Annotated in this window: 15 protein-coding genes and 3 pseudogenes; 10 read left to right on the top strand and 8 right to left on the bottom strand. The window is 42.7% G+C overall.

All coding sequences use genetic code 11. From position 1 onward, the window contains the following. A partial coding sequence (istB, locus tag A3KS_RS0119190; RefSeq protein ID WP_026396275.1) for an IS21-like element helper ATPase IstB occupies positions 1-657 on the bottom strand: 657 nt, incomplete at its 3' end. Then, complete coding sequence (gene istA / locus A3KS_RS0119185) at positions 651-1,895, bottom strand: IS21 family transposase (RefSeq protein WP_026393332.1); 1,245 nt, start codon at positions 1,893-1,895, stop codon at positions 651-653. The genes istB and istA, both read right to left, overlap by 7 nt. Positions 1,896-2,076: 181 nt before the next feature. On the opposite strand from istA, the gene A3KS_RS0119180 reads away from it, so the two are divergent. The 3 genes and pseudogenes from A3KS_RS0119180 to A3KS_RS24095 all read left to right on the top strand — a co-directional run. Beyond that, positions 2,077-2,355, top strand: coding sequence for a type II toxin-antitoxin system RelB/DinJ family antitoxin (locus A3KS_RS0119180; protein WP_414150009.1), 279 nt, complete (start codon positions 2,077-2,079; stop codon positions 2,353-2,355). Continuing rightward, positions 2,352-2,627: a type II toxin-antitoxin system YafQ family toxin gene (locus A3KS_RS0119175; protein ID WP_026396273.1), complete on the top strand. Its 276-nt coding sequence runs from the start codon at positions 2,352-2,354 to the stop codon at positions 2,625-2,627. Before A3KS_RS0119180 ends, A3KS_RS0119175 begins: the two co-directional genes overlap by 4 nt. 297 nt (positions 2,628-2,924) lie before the next feature. Then, a pseudogene (locus A3KS_RS24095) lies at positions 2,925-3,029 on the top strand (recombinase zinc beta ribbon domain-containing protein); the annotation flags it as partial. A 233-nt stretch (positions 3,030-3,262) separates the two neighbouring features. Here the strand turns inward: A3KS_RS24095 and A3KS_RS24090 are convergent. From A3KS_RS24090 to A3KS_RS23685, 5 genes and pseudogenes are all read right to left on the bottom strand, one after another. After that, on the bottom strand, positions 3,263-3,442 hold the full coding sequence (locus A3KS_RS24090) for a transposase domain-containing protein (RefSeq protein ID WP_242834807.1): 180 nt from the start codon (positions 3,440-3,442) through the stop codon (positions 3,263-3,265). An 84-nt stretch (positions 3,443-3,526) separates the two neighbouring features. After that, positions 3,527-4,196 (bottom strand): annotated as a pseudogene (tnpC, locus tag A3KS_RS22060) (IS66 family transposase); the annotation flags it as partial. Between the two features lie 347 nt (positions 4,197-4,543). Beyond that, positions 4,544-4,972 carry an IS66 family insertion sequence element accessory protein TnpB gene (gene tnpB, locus A3KS_RS22055; protein ID WP_051356008.1) on the bottom strand — a complete coding sequence of 143 codons (429 nt, stop codon included), beginning with the start codon at positions 4,970-4,972 and terminating at the stop codon, positions 4,544-4,546. Further along, positions 4,969-5,298 carry an IS66 family insertion sequence element accessory protein TnpA gene (gene tnpA / locus A3KS_RS0119160; RefSeq protein ID WP_026396272.1) on the bottom strand — a complete coding sequence of 110 codons (330 nt, stop codon included), beginning with the start codon at positions 5,296-5,298 and terminating at the stop codon, positions 4,969-4,971. The genes tnpB and tnpA overlap by 4 nt, the downstream gene beginning before the upstream one ends. A gap of 82 nt (positions 5,299-5,380) precedes the next feature. Next, positions 5,381-5,704, bottom strand: coding sequence for a DDE-type integrase/transposase/recombinase (locus A3KS_RS23685; RefSeq protein ID WP_051356007.1), 324 nt, complete (start codon positions 5,702-5,704; stop codon positions 5,381-5,383). A gap of 956 nt (positions 5,705-6,660) precedes the next feature. Between A3KS_RS23685 and A3KS_RS22040 the strand changes: the two genes are divergently transcribed. From A3KS_RS22040 to A3KS_RS0119115, 5 genes and pseudogenes are all read left to right on the top strand, one after another. Beyond that, on the top strand, positions 6,661-7,359 hold the full coding sequence (locus tag A3KS_RS22040; RefSeq protein WP_051356005.1) for a GGDEF domain-containing protein: 699 nt from the start codon (positions 6,661-6,663) through the stop codon (positions 7,357-7,359). A gap of 779 nt (positions 7,360-8,138) precedes the next feature. Next, entirely contained in the window at positions 8,139-9,080 is a 942-nt protein-coding gene (locus A3KS_RS0119135) for a TRM11 family SAM-dependent methyltransferase (protein ID WP_035356842.1), read from the top strand. Positions 9,081-9,371: 291 nt separating this feature from the next. After that, complete coding sequence (locus A3KS_RS0119130) at positions 9,372-10,361, top strand: nucleotidyltransferase family protein (RefSeq protein WP_026396268.1); 990 nt, start codon at positions 9,372-9,374, stop codon at positions 10,359-10,361. Positions 10,362-10,582: 221 nt separating this feature from the next. Further along, positions 10,583-11,851, top strand: a pseudogene (locus tag A3KS_RS24085) (YeeE/YedE family protein). A gap of 109 nt (positions 11,852-11,960) precedes the next feature. Further along, positions 11,961-12,854 carry a LysR family transcriptional regulator gene (locus A3KS_RS0119115; RefSeq protein WP_026396265.1) on the top strand — a complete coding sequence of 298 codons (894 nt, stop codon included), beginning with the start codon at positions 11,961-11,963 and terminating at the stop codon, positions 12,852-12,854. A gap of 47 nt (positions 12,855-12,901) precedes the next feature. On the opposite strand, the gene A3KS_RS0119110 is transcribed toward A3KS_RS0119115, so the two are convergent. Beyond that, positions 12,902-13,114: a sulfurtransferase TusA family protein gene (locus A3KS_RS0119110; protein WP_026396264.1), complete on the bottom strand. Its 213-nt coding sequence runs from the start codon at positions 13,112-13,114 to the stop codon at positions 12,902-12,904. A 90-nt stretch (positions 13,115-13,204) separates the two neighbouring features. Here A3KS_RS0119110 and A3KS_RS22035 point away from each other — a divergent pair, with 90 nt between their 5' ends. Both A3KS_RS22035 and A3KS_RS0119100 read left to right on the top strand, forming a co-directional pair. Then, positions 13,205-13,975 (top strand): glycosyltransferase family 2 protein, encoded by a 771-nt coding sequence (locus A3KS_RS22035; RefSeq protein WP_051356004.1) that lies wholly within the window; start codon positions 13,205-13,207, stop codon positions 13,973-13,975. 2 nt (positions 13,976-13,977) lie between these two features. Further along, positions 13,978-15,210 (top strand): ATP-grasp domain-containing protein, encoded by a 1,233-nt coding sequence (locus A3KS_RS0119100; protein ID WP_026396263.1) that lies wholly within the window; start codon positions 13,978-13,980, stop codon positions 15,208-15,210. Positions 15,211-15,272 lie beyond the last annotated feature (62 nt).

Genomic DNA, 15,272 nt, shown 5'->3' with positions numbered 1-15,272 from the left:
GATCGCCGTTGCAACGACATTATTCCCGAATACATCACCCCAACTGCCGTAAGACTTGTTGGAAGTCAGGATGATTGAGCCTTTTTCATAGCGATTGGAAACAATCTGAAAAAAGTAATGGGCTACTTCATCATCCATAGCCGCATAGCCAACCTCATCAATAATCAGGATATTGGGTTTATTCAGTGTTTTGAGTTTGCGATGAATGCGCCCGGAAACAATATTTTCCTGAATCATTGAAATCAGTTCATGAGCACTGAGAAAATAAGCGGTATAGCCACTTCTGATCGCACAAACCGCCAACCCAACGGCCAGATGGGTTTTGCCAACGCCGGGCGGGCCCAAAAATACGACATTTTCGGAACGTTCCACAAAGGCGAGTGTTTTCAGTTCGTTGATCTTACGCTGGTTGGCACTGGGCTGGAAATCAAAGTCAAAGGAATCGATGGCCTTGATATAGGGAAATTTTGCAAGTTTCAAGTTCGTCGTGGTTGTCCGTTCTCTTTTTGCATCAATTTCTGCCCAAAGCAGCTTGTCCAGAAACTCCAAATAGGATATACTATCCTTGGAAGCTTCTTCCGCATGGTGGTCATAAACGGCAGCCATATGGGTGAGATTCAGACGATCAAAAGCTTCCTTCAGGTGATGGGTTACCATGTAACCACCTCACTGACTAAAGAATCATAGACTGCGAGCGGTCTTTGATGCACTTTGGGCGATTGTTCTGGAATCATAAGCGGTGCTTTGCGGGCTTTGGCTTTATGATTTTGACTGTTCAATCCTTCAAAGTGCCTTTTCATTTTTTGGACCTGATGTTTTTGGGCCGGTTTCCGGTAACCTTCTATGAAAGTACCGGTTTCATCATAGATTTCAATCGTTCCATTGCTCAAATCCCGCACACCGACACGGTGACCAACAAAGCGGAAGGGAACGGAATAATAATTGGACTGATAACTGATCAAGCAATCGTTCATGACTTTCCGGCTGACCAGATCAACAGCAAGAAACGGCTCGGTATTCATCGGCTTCAGCTGTTCTTCCTGCAGGATTTCACGGGGTATTTTGTGAATCGTCTGATGAAGCCGGGTATTGCATTTCGTATCCAGCCAGAGCCGGGCCTGCTCATTGAGTTCGGCCAGATCTGAAAAGCTTTTGACTCTGGGCCAGAAATTGCCGCGTACATATCGGACCCCACGTTCCACCTTGCCCTTGGAACGGGGCAGATAAGGCCGATGCCGAACCGGAATAAAATGGTGATGCTCGGCAAATCGCAAAAATCGCTGATTCCATTTATCGTTGCCGGTTTTGTGACTGTGGGCAACAACAGTTTTCATATTGTCATACAGAATGCTCTCTGTTACACCACCAAAATAGGCAAATGCCCGTTCATGGCAACCGATTAATGTGTCAAATTTCGAATTCTCCGTGAACTCAAGATAATAATTTCTGGAATGCCCTAAAACCATGATGAAGGCATACAATTTTTTAAGCTTTCCATCGGGCATCGTGACAACGAATTCTCCCCAGTCAACCTGGGCCTGTTTGCCAGGGGGCGTATCATAGCGGATTGATGCTTTGGCTAACACTTTTTCACGATATGGTTTCATGAATTCCCGAAGAATCGTCATTTTTCCCTGGTACCCGTCGGCTGCAATTTCATCAAAAATCACAGCGGCATTGACACAGCCTTCATTCATTCGTTCCAGAATATAATCTTTAAACGGATCAAGCTTTCCTTGCCGAAACTGACGTTTCCGATATGCTGGCGGTTCCTTGCGTTTAAGCCAGTTGCTGACCGTTTTTCGATCAACACCCATTTCTCTGGAAATCTGCATGATTGACATTCCCTTGTTCTTTAAACCTTTGATCATATAATATTCCTCCATTGTTATCATTCGGTTGTCCTCCTTATCTTTAAGAAGAAACATACCGTGTTTTTGGGGAATTTTCAACCGTTTATTATGGGTAGTTTAACACCGATTTTGACAATATTAAGAATAGTTCGTCTATAATACGCACAATGAATTGACAATATGCGCATTTAGAACTATAATGATGATAGATAAGGAGGTGCTCATGATGGCTACTAGTACAAATTTGAATATTCGTACCGATAAAGATATCAAAGAAGCGGCGGAGAAAATTTTTGGAGAGCTTGGTCTTAACATGACAACTGCAATCAATATTTTTCTTAGACAAGCAATCCGAGAAAATGGGATACCTTTTGAAATGAAACTATCTGTCCCAAATCAGGAAACAGTCGCTGCAATTACCGAAGGTAGAAGACTGGGCAAAGATAGCAGCGTCAAAGGTTATTCAAATATGGATGATTTGCGAGCTGCGCTTGACGAATGAAATACGAAGTTAAATTCACGAATCAGTTTAAAAAGGATCTCAAGCTTGCCAAGAAACAAGGCAAAGATATTGAACGACTTTATGCTGTTATTGAAAAACTTGCCGATGAAGAACTCTTGGAACAAAAATATCGCGATCATGATTTAAGTGGTAACTTTAAAGGATGCCGTGAATGCCATGTCGAACCCGATTGGCTTTTGATCTATGAGGTAATGGATGATGTTTTAGTGTTGATGCTCTATCGTGTAGGAAGTCATTCAACCTTATTTTAAGAAAATTTCGTTTGTTATCAATGAATTTAAAAAAGAATCTAATCTAAAATCAAAAATTCTTCATAGGGGTTACTGTGAGGTCTTTTTAGTACCTTAAAAGTGTAAGTGTTGAACGCATCATTAGTGCTATAACACAGGCACTTTTTTTATATTAAGAGAAATAATTGGCCTAAGGTTGGTAGTCTTTTTGAGTTAAACCATCGTTGTCATTAAACCGTCTACTACCATCGATTATAAGCGTTCGACTAAATAATTTGGGGGCTGGACTTGTTTTAACACGGATTCGACTCTCCTCGCCTCCACCAAAAGACCTACACCGTGGACTTTGTCACCAAGAAAAAGAAATCCAATGAAGGGGAAGTGCCCCAATACTATGTCGAAAATAGCCACCCCGCCATCATTGAGTATTCCGCTGATTTAGAGCCAATTTGATGAAGCAATTTTTCTGGCGACAGTTGAGAAAATCATTGTTCAATCCGATCCGAAAATGGTAATTGTGTTTAAGGATGAGTCAGAATTTACTTGGAGCTTGAGATCAAACTAAATATTTACCCAAAAATAGAAATAATTTATGTAAGTGCCTCAAAAGATGACGTATAGCAAGTTTGAGTTTAACCTGCTATACTGGAGACATCTTATTTGAGGCACTTTTTATAGTTATGGCTGAGTCGACAACGATCAGGCAGATCTGAAGACCATGGCAGGTATTTTTCAAGTCCTTCCGGCTGGTGCAGATAGTCACTGTTGGGAATTTCGGTCAGAAGGTAATTCAGATATTCGAAGACATCAAGCTCATTAGCCCGGGCTGATTCCACAAGGGTGTAGAGAGCCGCATTGGCAGTGGCACCTTTGTGTGAATCGGTAAAAAGCCAGGCGCGACGGCCTGTCGCAAAAGGCCTGATGCTGGCCTCACAGAGATTGTTGGAGATAGGAAGGCGTCCGTCTTTCAGGAAGGTTTCCAGATATTTCTTCTGGTTTCTGGAATAGTTCAGAGCCGCTGTCAGCTTTTCGTTGGTTGTTGGAATGGCCGCCGTTTCGTCAACCCACGACCAAAAGGCCTCCAGGATGGGGCGTGACCTTTCCAGACGCTTTTCTCTGATCTCCTCATAGGGAAGATCCTTTATTTCGTTCTCGACTTTAAAAAGCAGGTCGATGTACGCCCGGCCTTCGGCACCTTTGGAACCCGGGATTTCTTTTCCATTGCTGGTCAGCGGGATGCTTTCGATATAATAACGGCGACAGTGCGACCAACATAAATTGCGTCGGATATTTTCCACTTTATCATAGCCAGAATACGCAATAGCCCTGGAACCCGGAAAGCAGCTGCCCGGCGATCTCCCTTTTGCGACTGGGGGAGTAATGGAAGAAAACGGCCTGGATATGCTCGCATGCCCCACTCCTGATCACCCACATATAGGAATCGCTGCTGGCTTTTTTACCATCCTCCCGGTTGCACTGAATCCATGTCTCATCCATATGCAACACTTCACAGGCGCGCAGTTCGGCATGAATGCGTTCATAAATCGGGGTCAGCCATTCTTCACTGCAGCGGTTCGTCCAGTTGGCCATGTTTGAACGGGATAGAATCAGCCCCAACCGGTACCAGTCTTTTTCCTGACGGAATCCGGGTTGGCGGGCTTTCCGGGTATGACTGGGGACGGTTATTTTCTGCTGTTCACCAAACAGTTTTTTGCGGGCCTGCAGCAGCGCCTGCACCATGTTTTCAATCCGGATATTCTGTCTGGCAATGATTTCATCTTTGGCGGCCAGTTCTTCTTTCTGTTTTTCCACCAGCGCCCGGAGCATCAGCAGTTCTTCTTGTCCCGTCATCCGTATCCATTCCTTTGCTTTTTATTGGTACTATTATACCATTTTCAGTTTCAGAATGCGCTACATTTATTGGTAATGAAAAGTCTTTAGAATGCCATTTTAAAGCCATTTAATAAGTTTCTTTGCGCTATTTTAAAGCAGTTAAAACAGCTGTTTTCAAGCGTCATTGTCACCGGTTGAAGGGCTTTTTTCTGCTTGATTTCAAGTCCCTGAAGCAACCACTGAACCTGCTGGCCGTTTATTTCTCTGACTTCCGATGGGGTTCTGGGCCACTGAAATTTCATGCCATTCAGCAGCTTCTTGCTGGCCAGAATAAAGCCGTTGCCGTCGTAACGTAAAACTTTAAGGGCGTTTCTTTTCCGGTTGCAGAAGATAAAAGCACATTTGTCAGCGAATGGATCCAGCTTGAACTCTGTATTAACAACGATGGCCAGGCCATCCATCTGTTTTCTGAAGTCAGTGGCTCCACACGCAATATAAATATGGGTAGTGTCTTTGATAAACCGATCCATCATGACTGTGAAAACTGACGGATAAACTGTGTTGCGAGGGTGATATCACGGTGGTCCGACAAAACCAGCTCAAAACCCCGCCATCGGATAATCAGTCCCGCTGCCGGTAGTCGCTCATCAGAAGCCGTCGGCATTTCCAGTTTTGCAAACAGTGGTGCTGTAGTCTCTTTCTCCATCGGCTCCATTTTCGCCTTTCGGATCCGCTGCTTCCAATAATAGTAGGTATATTTGTTAAGCTGCTCTGAGGTACACCAGGCGTCGACGGTCATTCCACTGTTTACCTGTTCTTCAAAACGCCCTTCCCAAAGTTGTCTTTTTGATTCGTCCATTGTATTCTTAACCTCCCGAACGTACTTTAGGTTAGTCTACAACATTTTGACCTGTTTTGCACTACGCTATCTTTTGAATCACTTACGGAAACTTCCATCGTTTTGACAGTGTCCAGGCAATGATTTTTCGGGAGTACAAATCCATGATGTTGGCTAGATAAAAAAATCTATCCATTGTCCAAATATAGGTTATATCGGCGCACCAGAAAGCATTGGGGCGTTCGGGATTGAATTGTTCATCAAAAATATTTCTGATTTTTTTACTGAAATCAGAATCTTCAGTCGTGATCATATAATGTTTGATCCACTGGGCCTTAATCCCCATTTCTTTCATGTATTTACCGACAGTCCGCTCGGCGATTATTTCACCGATCTGTTTCAGTTTTTTAGCGATTCGGAGTGTCATAGTTTTGTTTTGAGTCGTTATAAATGGTCTTGATTTTGGATTTGATGACTTCCTGTCGTTTTTGGGTATTCGATGGTTTTCTTTTGCTCCACGAACGATATCCGGTTCGTGATACCCCCAATTTTTGCAGCATTCCGGAGACTGAAACCGGGCGCTTCTCGTTATGAGCTGCTTCTGCTTGAATGGTTAAAGTTACTTAATAATATGAAAATTTTAAGTTCAAATAACATTTTTAAATCCGATCAAATCCGCAGCGTCTTCCATCTGTGGTGCTATTATGAAGTTGATATTGGTGATTGCAAAATTGACTATGATGAAATATTCGTAAAAATGAAAATGCTACATCTTCCAAAACTTTATTTAGCTTTTTACCTTGTTTTTATGTCACACAACATGCCACAGATTGAAAAAGGTAATGCCATGTGATATGATTTCAGAGGAATTACAAATCTTAGAATTAAATAATTATTTCAATATTACCAAAAGGAGGGCTAAATTGGACGTTATGATTGTTTTAATCAGCTGTATTTGGACAAGTGCAGTGATGCTATGGTTTAATTTAAAATTGAACAATATAAAGGACCCCCTGGAAGTAAGAGGATTCATTATAGGGAATATTAGTTATGCGATTTTAATAACAACATTTACGATTTTTTGTCATGATCGAAGTATAAATGCCAGTGTTGTCGCAAATGTAGGTTTTTATATTTTTAGTATGATGATTTTTTCAAGGCGGAATATATTTTGTTCATTCATTGAAAGCATGTATACTTTTTTATACAAGTGCTAGCTAATGTTTTGTTTGCTATCTATTATACAGGCATACTAAAAAAACGCTTGTCGAATTTAATAATAATATTATTGATAATCTATCATTTTTGCTCTTGGTTTTAGGACTCTATATAGTGTTAAATAACAATCTCGGCAAACGTATATTTAGTTTTAGAGACTCTGTCTTGATAAAACATAATCGGTCTATGACGGTTGTAACAGCATATCTATTGGTGATTTCCGTCTGGTTTTTAGTGGCAGCTAACATTATCGGATATGAGACATCAAATTTATTTTGGTTAATTTCAAGTTTGATATTAGTTCTAATTGGTGCTTTTGTTGGTATCACGATTATTGAGCAACGAAATAAATTTTTGGAATTGAAACGAGCGGCTTCTACAGACGAATTAACGGGAACGATGACCCGAAAAGAGGGCATGGATTATTTAAGAAGCATGATTGTAACCTCCCATAAAAAGGGACAGAGTTTTAATATAGTCTATTTAGATATTAACGATTTAAAAGCTGTAAATGATAATTTAGGGCATCTATATGGGGATCAAATGATCTGTCATATCATTTCAACAATCAGGAAAAACATTAGGTCGTATGACCAAATAATCCGTATAGGCGGAGACGAATTTCTAGTTGTGTTTCAGGAGCATTCGTCCGAGGAATTAAAAGGAATTATGGAAAGAATTCTGATAATAGTAGAGGCTGAAAAACCACCTTCATTGATGGATTATCCGATCAGTTTTAGTTATGGGATTGCGGAATATACAGAAAAATCGAGGATTTCCAATCCAATGGATCTGATTACTTCGGCTGACCAGGAAATGTATCGATATAAAAATAAATATAAGTCACGTGAAAACCAAATATAATGTTTAATGTTATCTAATGCAAATGTAGATTTTAGAGAAATCTCATAATGAAATGGCGAATCAATGATATCAGATAAAATGACGACAAGTGAAGACGAAATATTTAATCTATGCCCTTTATTTCTATTAATAAGTATCATACTTGTAGCAGGAAGAATTAATAAAAGTCCTTTTCAATGCCGGGATTTATCAGGTTGCCAAGTTATCCACCACAATTCGTCAATTGCATAAGATAGTGCTACTGTGAGTGAAGAAATATCAAGTTAGATGAAGATGCCCAAAGTGATGATTAATCGATTTTAGCTAATAAAATAATGAACATAGTCTCTGATCGATGGATAAAATGGAAAAGATATTTTTTATCCGTCGTCAAAAACGGAAAGGAAAGCGATATATTTAAGTATTTCTTAATCAAAGACCTTTAGTTTTCTGAATGGTTGTCGTACATATGTAGGCTAGGGTACGCTATTTGCATGAACGAGTAATTAAGATTAATTACGACGATAATCTTCAATGCAAATTGTCACCTCAAACCGGTACGGATTGCCTCCACCAAATAAGAAGATACAAATTGATACAATAAAGGCCACCTTGTGGTGAGGTGTTATATATATATATTTGAAATAAATGTCTTTGCAAAGGGGAGAGAGTAAGTACGAATTTATTTAAATGGATAGGTTGGTTGTCTGAATTCAGAATACTTGGGCAACTATACCAGAGGTGGAAGTGTGGACAAAACACAGAATAGGTAACATCAAATAAACCATGAGGTGATGCAAATGAAAACAGAACGGTTCATCTATAATTTGAATTATCCTACTTATGAAAAAGAAAGTTGCGAAATTGAGGTGCGCTCTCTTTTTAAGTTCGGTTTGAAAGAAAAAGTCTTTTTTGAAAGTAGAAAGGTTCATCCTTCCATAAGTCCATTTTTAAAAAGCCGGTTGGAAATTATATACAAAGCTTCCACGTTTTTAGAACTTATAGAGTTGACAATGAAAGATAAGATAGCAGCATCAGATTTCATGGTTAAATATATGGAATTGGGAATAGATGACCCGCACTTCACAAAAAGACGAGAGTATTGCAAAGCAATCGGTCTTGCTATTGAGGGCCTTGTTTGTTATACTTCACCTAAAATTATATTTGGAATTACTTTTTATGAGGAAAACTGGTACTTAGGAAAATTAACAGAGAGAAGTCCTTATTGGAAAAAGCACAATCAGAAACCAAATTCGTATTCTAGTTCGATCGGTCTAAGTACTGCAAAAGTTTTGATAAATATTGCCGGGAATGGCGATACATCAAAACGATTAATCGATCCATGTTGTGGTGTCGGGACGGTATTATTAGAAGGTATTTGGGCCGGATATGATATTATCGGGTGTGAAATAAATAGTAAAACGGCTGAAAATGCACGAAAAAACTTGAGGCATTTTAACTATGAAGCAAAAGTTATTACCGGAGATATTCAGGATATAAATGATAGTTTTGATGCTGCCATTGTAGATCTTCCATACGGTAATTTCAGCCATAAAAATGATGAAAATCAATTAAAAATCATTAGGAATGCGATAAGAATTTCGAAAAAAATCGTTTTGGCTTCATCAGAAGATATAAGGGATGAACTCACACAGGAAAATCTCAGAATCATCGATCATTGTAAAATTGGGAAAAATAAAAATGGCGATTTTTTGCGTTATATCTGGGTATGCGAAGAGTGATCCATCGATCGAGTTTGAATAAGGACGAAAAAATAGGAATAACGTTCATCGAGAAAAAAGGAAGATGGATTAAATTATTTGATACAATGCTACATAGAAAGTGATACGATTGAAAGCTTATAGTAAAATAGACATTGTTAAAGGTGCAATATTCTTTCAAAAATTCATTTTTTCACGTGTCGATAACCCCTGATATTAATTGGCACTATGAACCGGTACGGATCGCCTCTACCAAATAAGAACGAGAAAAGATACAAACTCAAATTTACAAGTAGGAAAGGACGGTCCATCTTGAAAAAACTAAATGATTACTTATACTCCGGCGATACCGTGCTGAAGATTTTACAGCGGTATTCGGAAGATTTGAAACAGTCGGCGAAAGAAACGGATAACCAGATTGAGCTGTTGCATTGTAATTTTCTGCTTCAAATTGCGGAACTTTTGCAGCATAATGATTTCCTGACTTCGCAATCGCAGCGGATTCGGGAATTCTATGCACTGATGGCCAATGACTATCCTTTTCTGGCTTTTACTTTTAAGGGTCGGATTAAATCACTGATTCGCGCCGAAGCCAAATTTAATGGATACATTGTCGAGTACATTTACGATTATTATCGAGAGTACGGCAATTACCCGTCACTGCCGGAACTCAAAAACGCTTTAAATTGTTTTCGCGACCTGATTGCCTATCGGATCGTGATTTCATTGCCCAAATGTCATCTGAAAGCAGGGCAGACTTGCGCCGACGAAGAAATAAAATATCTCTATGATGTGGCCAACCAGCTGCCCGGTTTCCTCGAGGAACGCGGATTTACTGCCGAACTGTCGACGTTAAAGGGTCAGAAAAAAGCGCCCTTGTTAAATGAGCGCGTCAGCCCATACTATCGCGATTATATTGCAAACACGGAGTCCAGTGGCTATCGTTCGCTGCATATCACCTTTTATGATAACATCGCCCGTTGTTATGTGGAGGTACAACTGCGGACCAAAGAAATGGACGATTTTGCTGAGATTGGCCCGGCAAATCATTTAGGTTACGAAAAACGACAGGAAAGTGAAAGAGCCCGACGCGATGCCATTCCCCAAGGAGAAAATGTTTATTTTGATGATGCCTATGAACGCGGGATCACCTTACAACAGCTGGAATTATCAAAATTGGATGTCAACATGTTTGCCGCCATGGATAATTCCCTGATCAACGACGGCTGTGGCCTCTACCGCGGCAGACTGATTCTTCCTTATGAGCACCTGTCCAGATTCCAGTATGACCTGATTGATTAATTATTTGTGAAGTATCGTAACAAAAGTAAGTAATGATAGCAACAGTATTAGCTAAGCTGGTGTCGGTAAAGCATTGCAAAAAATTCTGATTCAGTGTAAGATAATGATAACATTTTTACAGAAGAAGGCTCGAAAAGCGTTACCGATCGGTTGCTTTTTCAGAAATTAGAGCCAACGACTTACTGATTATTACCAGAAAAACATGATGGAGGGTTGCCGTGATGAATTTAAGCGATCAAAAAAAAGATAATTTCGCCAAACAATTTTCAGCTGGTTTAGTCCTGTTTGTGATGTTGATGATGATTGGTGTTTTTTTATTTCAGTACGCCCCGATGATTGCCTTTTTCTGGCTTAGTGGCCTTGGCTTCGGCTATATTTTACAGCGCTCCCGCTTCTGTTTTGTCGCAGCGTTTCGGGATCCCGCCTTAACTGGCAGCACCGCTGTAACCCGTGGAGTGTTGGTGGCACTGGCCTTGACAACCATCGGTTTTACAGCGGTCAAATATTTTTATCACCTCACCAGCCAGACCATCCCGGGACAAAGCTATATTGCGTCCATCGGCATGAATACTGTGGTCGGCGGCATTATCTTTGGCATTGGGATGGTAATTGCCGGGGGGTGTGCCTCGGGGATGCTGATGCGGATCGGTGAAGGTTTCGAAATCCATCTGATCACCCTGGTCGGCTTTTTTCTGGGCACCATGCTGGGCAATAATCATCTGCAGTGGTGGAACAGCCATTGGATGTGGGTCAAAGAAGGGGTGTTTTTGCCTGATCTGTTCGGCTGGGCAGGGGCCCTGATTATCCAGCTCCTGGTCATCGCGTTACTGTACGGACTGGCGATCAAATGGGAGGCAAAACAGGAACTGTAAAGGCGACTTCTTTATTCAAAGCGGTTTGCCTATGCGGCAGCAATGATTTATACTAAAATATAAGCAGATAAGCGGGGAAAAGTGATGGAAAGGGAAGATCAGAAAAATTTCAGAAGATGGTTTAAACCGTCATGGTCCTATGTGACCGGGGCGGTGTTATTATCGATCCTTCAGGTCATTACCCTGATTGTTACCCAGGAGCCACTGGGGATTACCAGTGCCTTTTCTTACTGGGCTATCCGTCTACAAGGCGTTCTCGGTTTTGGGACGCCCGCACAGCTGACAATGGTTACCCAATTGTTAGGCGCCCGGGAGGCCTTATGGTTTGAGGAAAATCTGGTCACCCTGCGTAATCTGGGGATCATTTTGGGGGCGTTATTATCAGCGTTGCTGGCATCCCAGTTCAGACTTAAGAAAATCAAATCGGGGCAGCAGGCCCTGACCGCATTGCTGGGGGGACTCTTGATGGGCTATGGTTCCAGCATCGCAGCGGGCTGCAATATCGGCGCCTTTTTCAGCGGCATCGGATCGATGTCCTTGTCCGGCTGGGTGTTCGGTCTTTTTTTGTTTATTGGGGCGTTTATCGGCGGAAAATTGCTGATCCGGTTTCTGATTTAACCGCCCTGCGCCGTACAAATCCGGCGTAATTATTAAATTGCTGATGATCAGAAAGATAAACTGTGATAAAATGATCACAAAGAATTAAAAAATGAGGAAGTGATGATACTTGCATATTGAATATCTTGAAAATTTTTATCAGGTGGCCAAAGCGAAAAGCATATCAAAGGTGGCCATTGAAAACCATCTCTCCCAATCGGCGTTAAGCCAACAGATTTCCAAGCTGGAAAAAGACTTTGACAGCACCCTGCTGATCCGCAGTAATAAAGGGGTAGAATTGACCGAAAAAGGAAAAATTGTTTATCAGTATGCGGGTAACATCGTGCGCACCGTTAAGATGATGCGGGCCAAACTGGAAGAAAGTGATCAGGTTTTAAAAGACATCAAAATTGAAGCTTTCTGGACCATCGCCAATTACTCGTTACCCTGTGTGATGTATAAGGTCAAGAAACGGTTTCCCCAGAATAATTACGAAATCCGGTCCAACAAAGCGCTGACCATTGAAGAAAATATTATTAACAATATCTGCGATCTCGGGGTGATTTACGGCAAACCCCAGAATGAGCGGTTGTCATCATATCAAATTGGGGTCGACAAGCTGGTGCTGGTGGCCCCGGCGGACTTTGACATCCCCGATACCATCAGTCTCAGTGATCTGCCGGATTACCCGCTGATTATTCTCAACGACAGCATGGATTTAACCCAGGTGATTATGAGAACGATGCAGCAAACCGGTCACAGCGATAAGCCCCTGAGTATTTTATACAAAAGTGATTCCATCGAATCTGTCAAGGCCTCGGTGATGAACGAATTCGGGATTGGCTTTTTGCCCTACATTGCGATAAAAAAAGAGCTGTACCGCAAGCAGATCAAGGCCATCGAGATTACTGATCTGACCATTGAATACGAGATGTATCTGATTTATGACGAAACCGAAAACAACCATGTGATCATCGATTTTATCAAATATTTTAAGGATATTGCCCGAAAAAGTCTGTGTTAGCAGCGCTTGAAATTAAATCCCAAACCGCGAATAATGGCAAAGCAGGCTCAGGATTTGGTGATAAAGATTTCCCAGACCCCGACAATGACTTCGTCTGAGCTAATCTGATGTTTTTTAAACTTGCTCGCTACAGACTCCAGGACACAGCTGTGATCGGTAATGATTTTGATGGTATCACCGGATGCCAGTTTTTTAAATTCTTTTTGAGCTTTCAGGACTGGAATGGGACACATATCCCCCAGACAATCAATGGTTATCATGGATCAACCGCCTTATCTTTTTTTGGTTTTTAGTATAACATATTAAAATATTTTTCGGTAGGGTTATTTATCGACCGGCAGGGAGTTTAAATGGATAACGAAGTCAAATTGGATCAGGCAGCCGCTTTGGAACCGGAAGTCAGTATTGTCATCCCGGTCTATAACAGTGCTCAATCGATCAGCGAATTAATCAGCCGGCTGTCGGCCACCCTGGCAAGCCAGCGGCTGAGCTTTGAGCTGATTCTGATTGACGATTGCTCCGGGGATGATTCCCGGGCTGTGATCCGGGCCCTGGCAACCGGGGATGAGCGCATTATTTTAATAGCCCGGGATCACAATGCCGGGCAGCAGGCGGCCATCAAGACCGGAATGGGTCGCTCCCGGGGACGCTGGGTCGTGACCATCGATGACGATCTGGAACAACAGCCGGAAGATATTCCGCTGTTGCTGGATCAGATTAAAAGCGGCTTTGACGTGGTTTACGGCATTCCCGACCGGTCCGGCTATCCGCTTTACCGGCAATCGGGATCCAATCTGGTGGATCTTTTTTTTACCCTGATTCTGAAAAAACCGAAAAACATCCGGGTTGGCAGCTTTCGGGTGCTTAACCGAAAAATCGTTGATCAGATCGTTGAAGACCAAACCCCCTTTGTCTATATCACGGCCATTACCCTGCGCTTTACCAAAAACATTGGCAATGTCAAGGTGGCTTATCAGCCCCGGCGCTATGGCAAATCCAACTATACGGTTAAGAAATTGAGTCTGTTGTTCTTGCGGTTGTTTTATTACTACGGCATCAACCGCGGACACCATACCACGAATACAGAAACGGACAAAATTACAAATAAAGGACGGAAATAAGCATGCGACTGCAAATTTTAGGTGGCGGAAACAATCAGCTGGGGGCTATCCGCCGGGCGGCTGAACAGGGACACGAGGTGGTCCTGGTGGATTATTTTAAAAATCCGCCGGGCCGGAAATATGCGGCCTTTAATGAGGTGGTCAGCACCTTTGATGTTGAAAAAAACATCGAGATCGCAAAAAAGTACCGGGTTGACGGGGTCATGACCATGGGCACCGACCAACCGGTATATACTGTCGCCCGGGTGGCCGAGGCCTTGCAGCTGCCGGCGTTTCTGGATGTGCCAACCGCCCGGGCCGTGACCAATAAAGAAGTCATGAAGGCGATTATGACCGATAACCAGATTCCCACCGTACCCTATCGTTTTCTGACCGCTGCGGCCGGAGTCGCGGAGCTCAAGGATATCCCTTTTCCGGTGGTGATTAAACCGCTGGACAGTCAGGGTCAGCGGGGCGTTTTTAAACTCAACAGCCCGGCGGAGGTGATCAACAGCCTGTCGGAAACTCTGTCATTTTCCCGGGCTGACAAAGTGTTGCTGGAGTCCTATTATCCCAGTGATGAAATTACCGTCAGCGCCTGGGTTGACAAGGGGGTGCCGGAGATTTTGACCATTACTGATCGCGAGAGCTTTTCCTTTGAACGTAATATTGGCATCTGTTATGCTCATGAATATCCCAGCCGCCATCACAACCGGTCGCCGGAGATCCAAACGCTGGTTGACAAAATCACCCGGGCCTTTCAGATTAAGGCCGGACCACTCTATATTCAGTTGCTGGTGGGGGACCAGGGGATTGTCGTCAATGAGGTGGCCGGCCGGATCGGCGGCGCCCATGAGGATATCTTTATTCCGTATCTGACCGGCTTTGATATTCTCGATCGGGTCATTAATTTTTCGCTGGGGATCATTGCTGCGCCGCCGCGGCCACGAGCAGCGCGTCTTAGTGAGCACTTATCGGTGCAGCTGTTTTTTGCCAAACCGGGCAAAATAGCCAGCCTGACCAGTCTGGAGCGCCTCACAAAGCTTCCTGGGATGATTGCCGCGGGTTACAATGTGGCCGTCGGCGAGACCCTGGAAACCATTGCCAATGCCACCGCCCGAGCCGGCTATCTGGTGATTGCCGAAACCTCGGAGCGCGCCTTGCATCAAGCCATTAATCAGGCTTTCGACGCTTTAAAAATCAGCGACGAACAGGGTCAGAATCTGGTGATCCAGCCCAAGGCCTATCTTGACTGATTGCCACAACTGGCAAAAATGGCTTGGGTAGTACTGACGAATTATTACGCAGAAGAAAAAGG

This window comes from Acetobacterium malicum subsp. dehalogenans DSM 11527 (assembly GCF_000472665.1).
GTDB classification, from domain to species: domain Bacteria; phylum Bacillota; class Clostridia; order Eubacteriales; family Eubacteriaceae; genus Acetobacterium; species Acetobacterium malicum.
The sequence above is the reverse complement of the archived record's forward strand: the minus strand, read 5'-3'. Positions and strand labels throughout refer to the sequence as shown.

Coding starts and splice junctions, on each gene's coding strand:
- istA (WP_026393332.1), bottom strand. CDS start 1,895: ATGATAACAATGGAGGAATATTATATGATCAAAGGTTTAAAGAACAAG.
- A3KS_RS0119180 (WP_414150009.1), top strand. CDS start 2,077: ATGATGGCTACTAGTACAAATTTGAATATTCGTACCGATAAAGATATC.
- A3KS_RS0119175 (WP_026396273.1), top strand. CDS start 2,352: ATGAAATACGAAGTTAAATTCACGAATCAGTTTAAAAAGGATCTCAAG.
- tnpB (WP_051356008.1), bottom strand. CDS start 4,972: ATGATGGATCGGTTTATCAAAGACACTACCCATATTTATATTGCGTGT.
- tnpA (WP_026396272.1), bottom strand. CDS start 5,298: ATGGACGAATCAAAAAGACAACTTTGGGAAGGGCGTTTTGAAGAACAG.
- A3KS_RS23685 (WP_051356007.1), bottom strand. CDS start 5,704: ATGACACTCCGAATCGCTAAAAAACTGAAACAGATCGGTGAAATAATC.
- A3KS_RS0119135 (WP_035356842.1), top strand. CDS start 8,139: ATGAAAACAGAACGGTTCATCTATAATTTGAATTATCCTACTTATGAA.
- A3KS_RS0119110 (WP_026396264.1), bottom strand. CDS start 13,114: ATGATAACCATTGATTGTCTGGGGGATATGTGTCCCATTCCAGTCCTG.
- A3KS_RS22035 (WP_051356004.1), top strand. CDS start 13,205: ATGGATAACGAAGTCAAATTGGATCAGGCAGCCGCTTTGGAACCGGAA.
- A3KS_RS0119100 (WP_026396263.1), top strand. CDS start 13,978: ATGCGACTGCAAATTTTAGGTGGCGGAAACAATCAGCTGGGGGCTATC.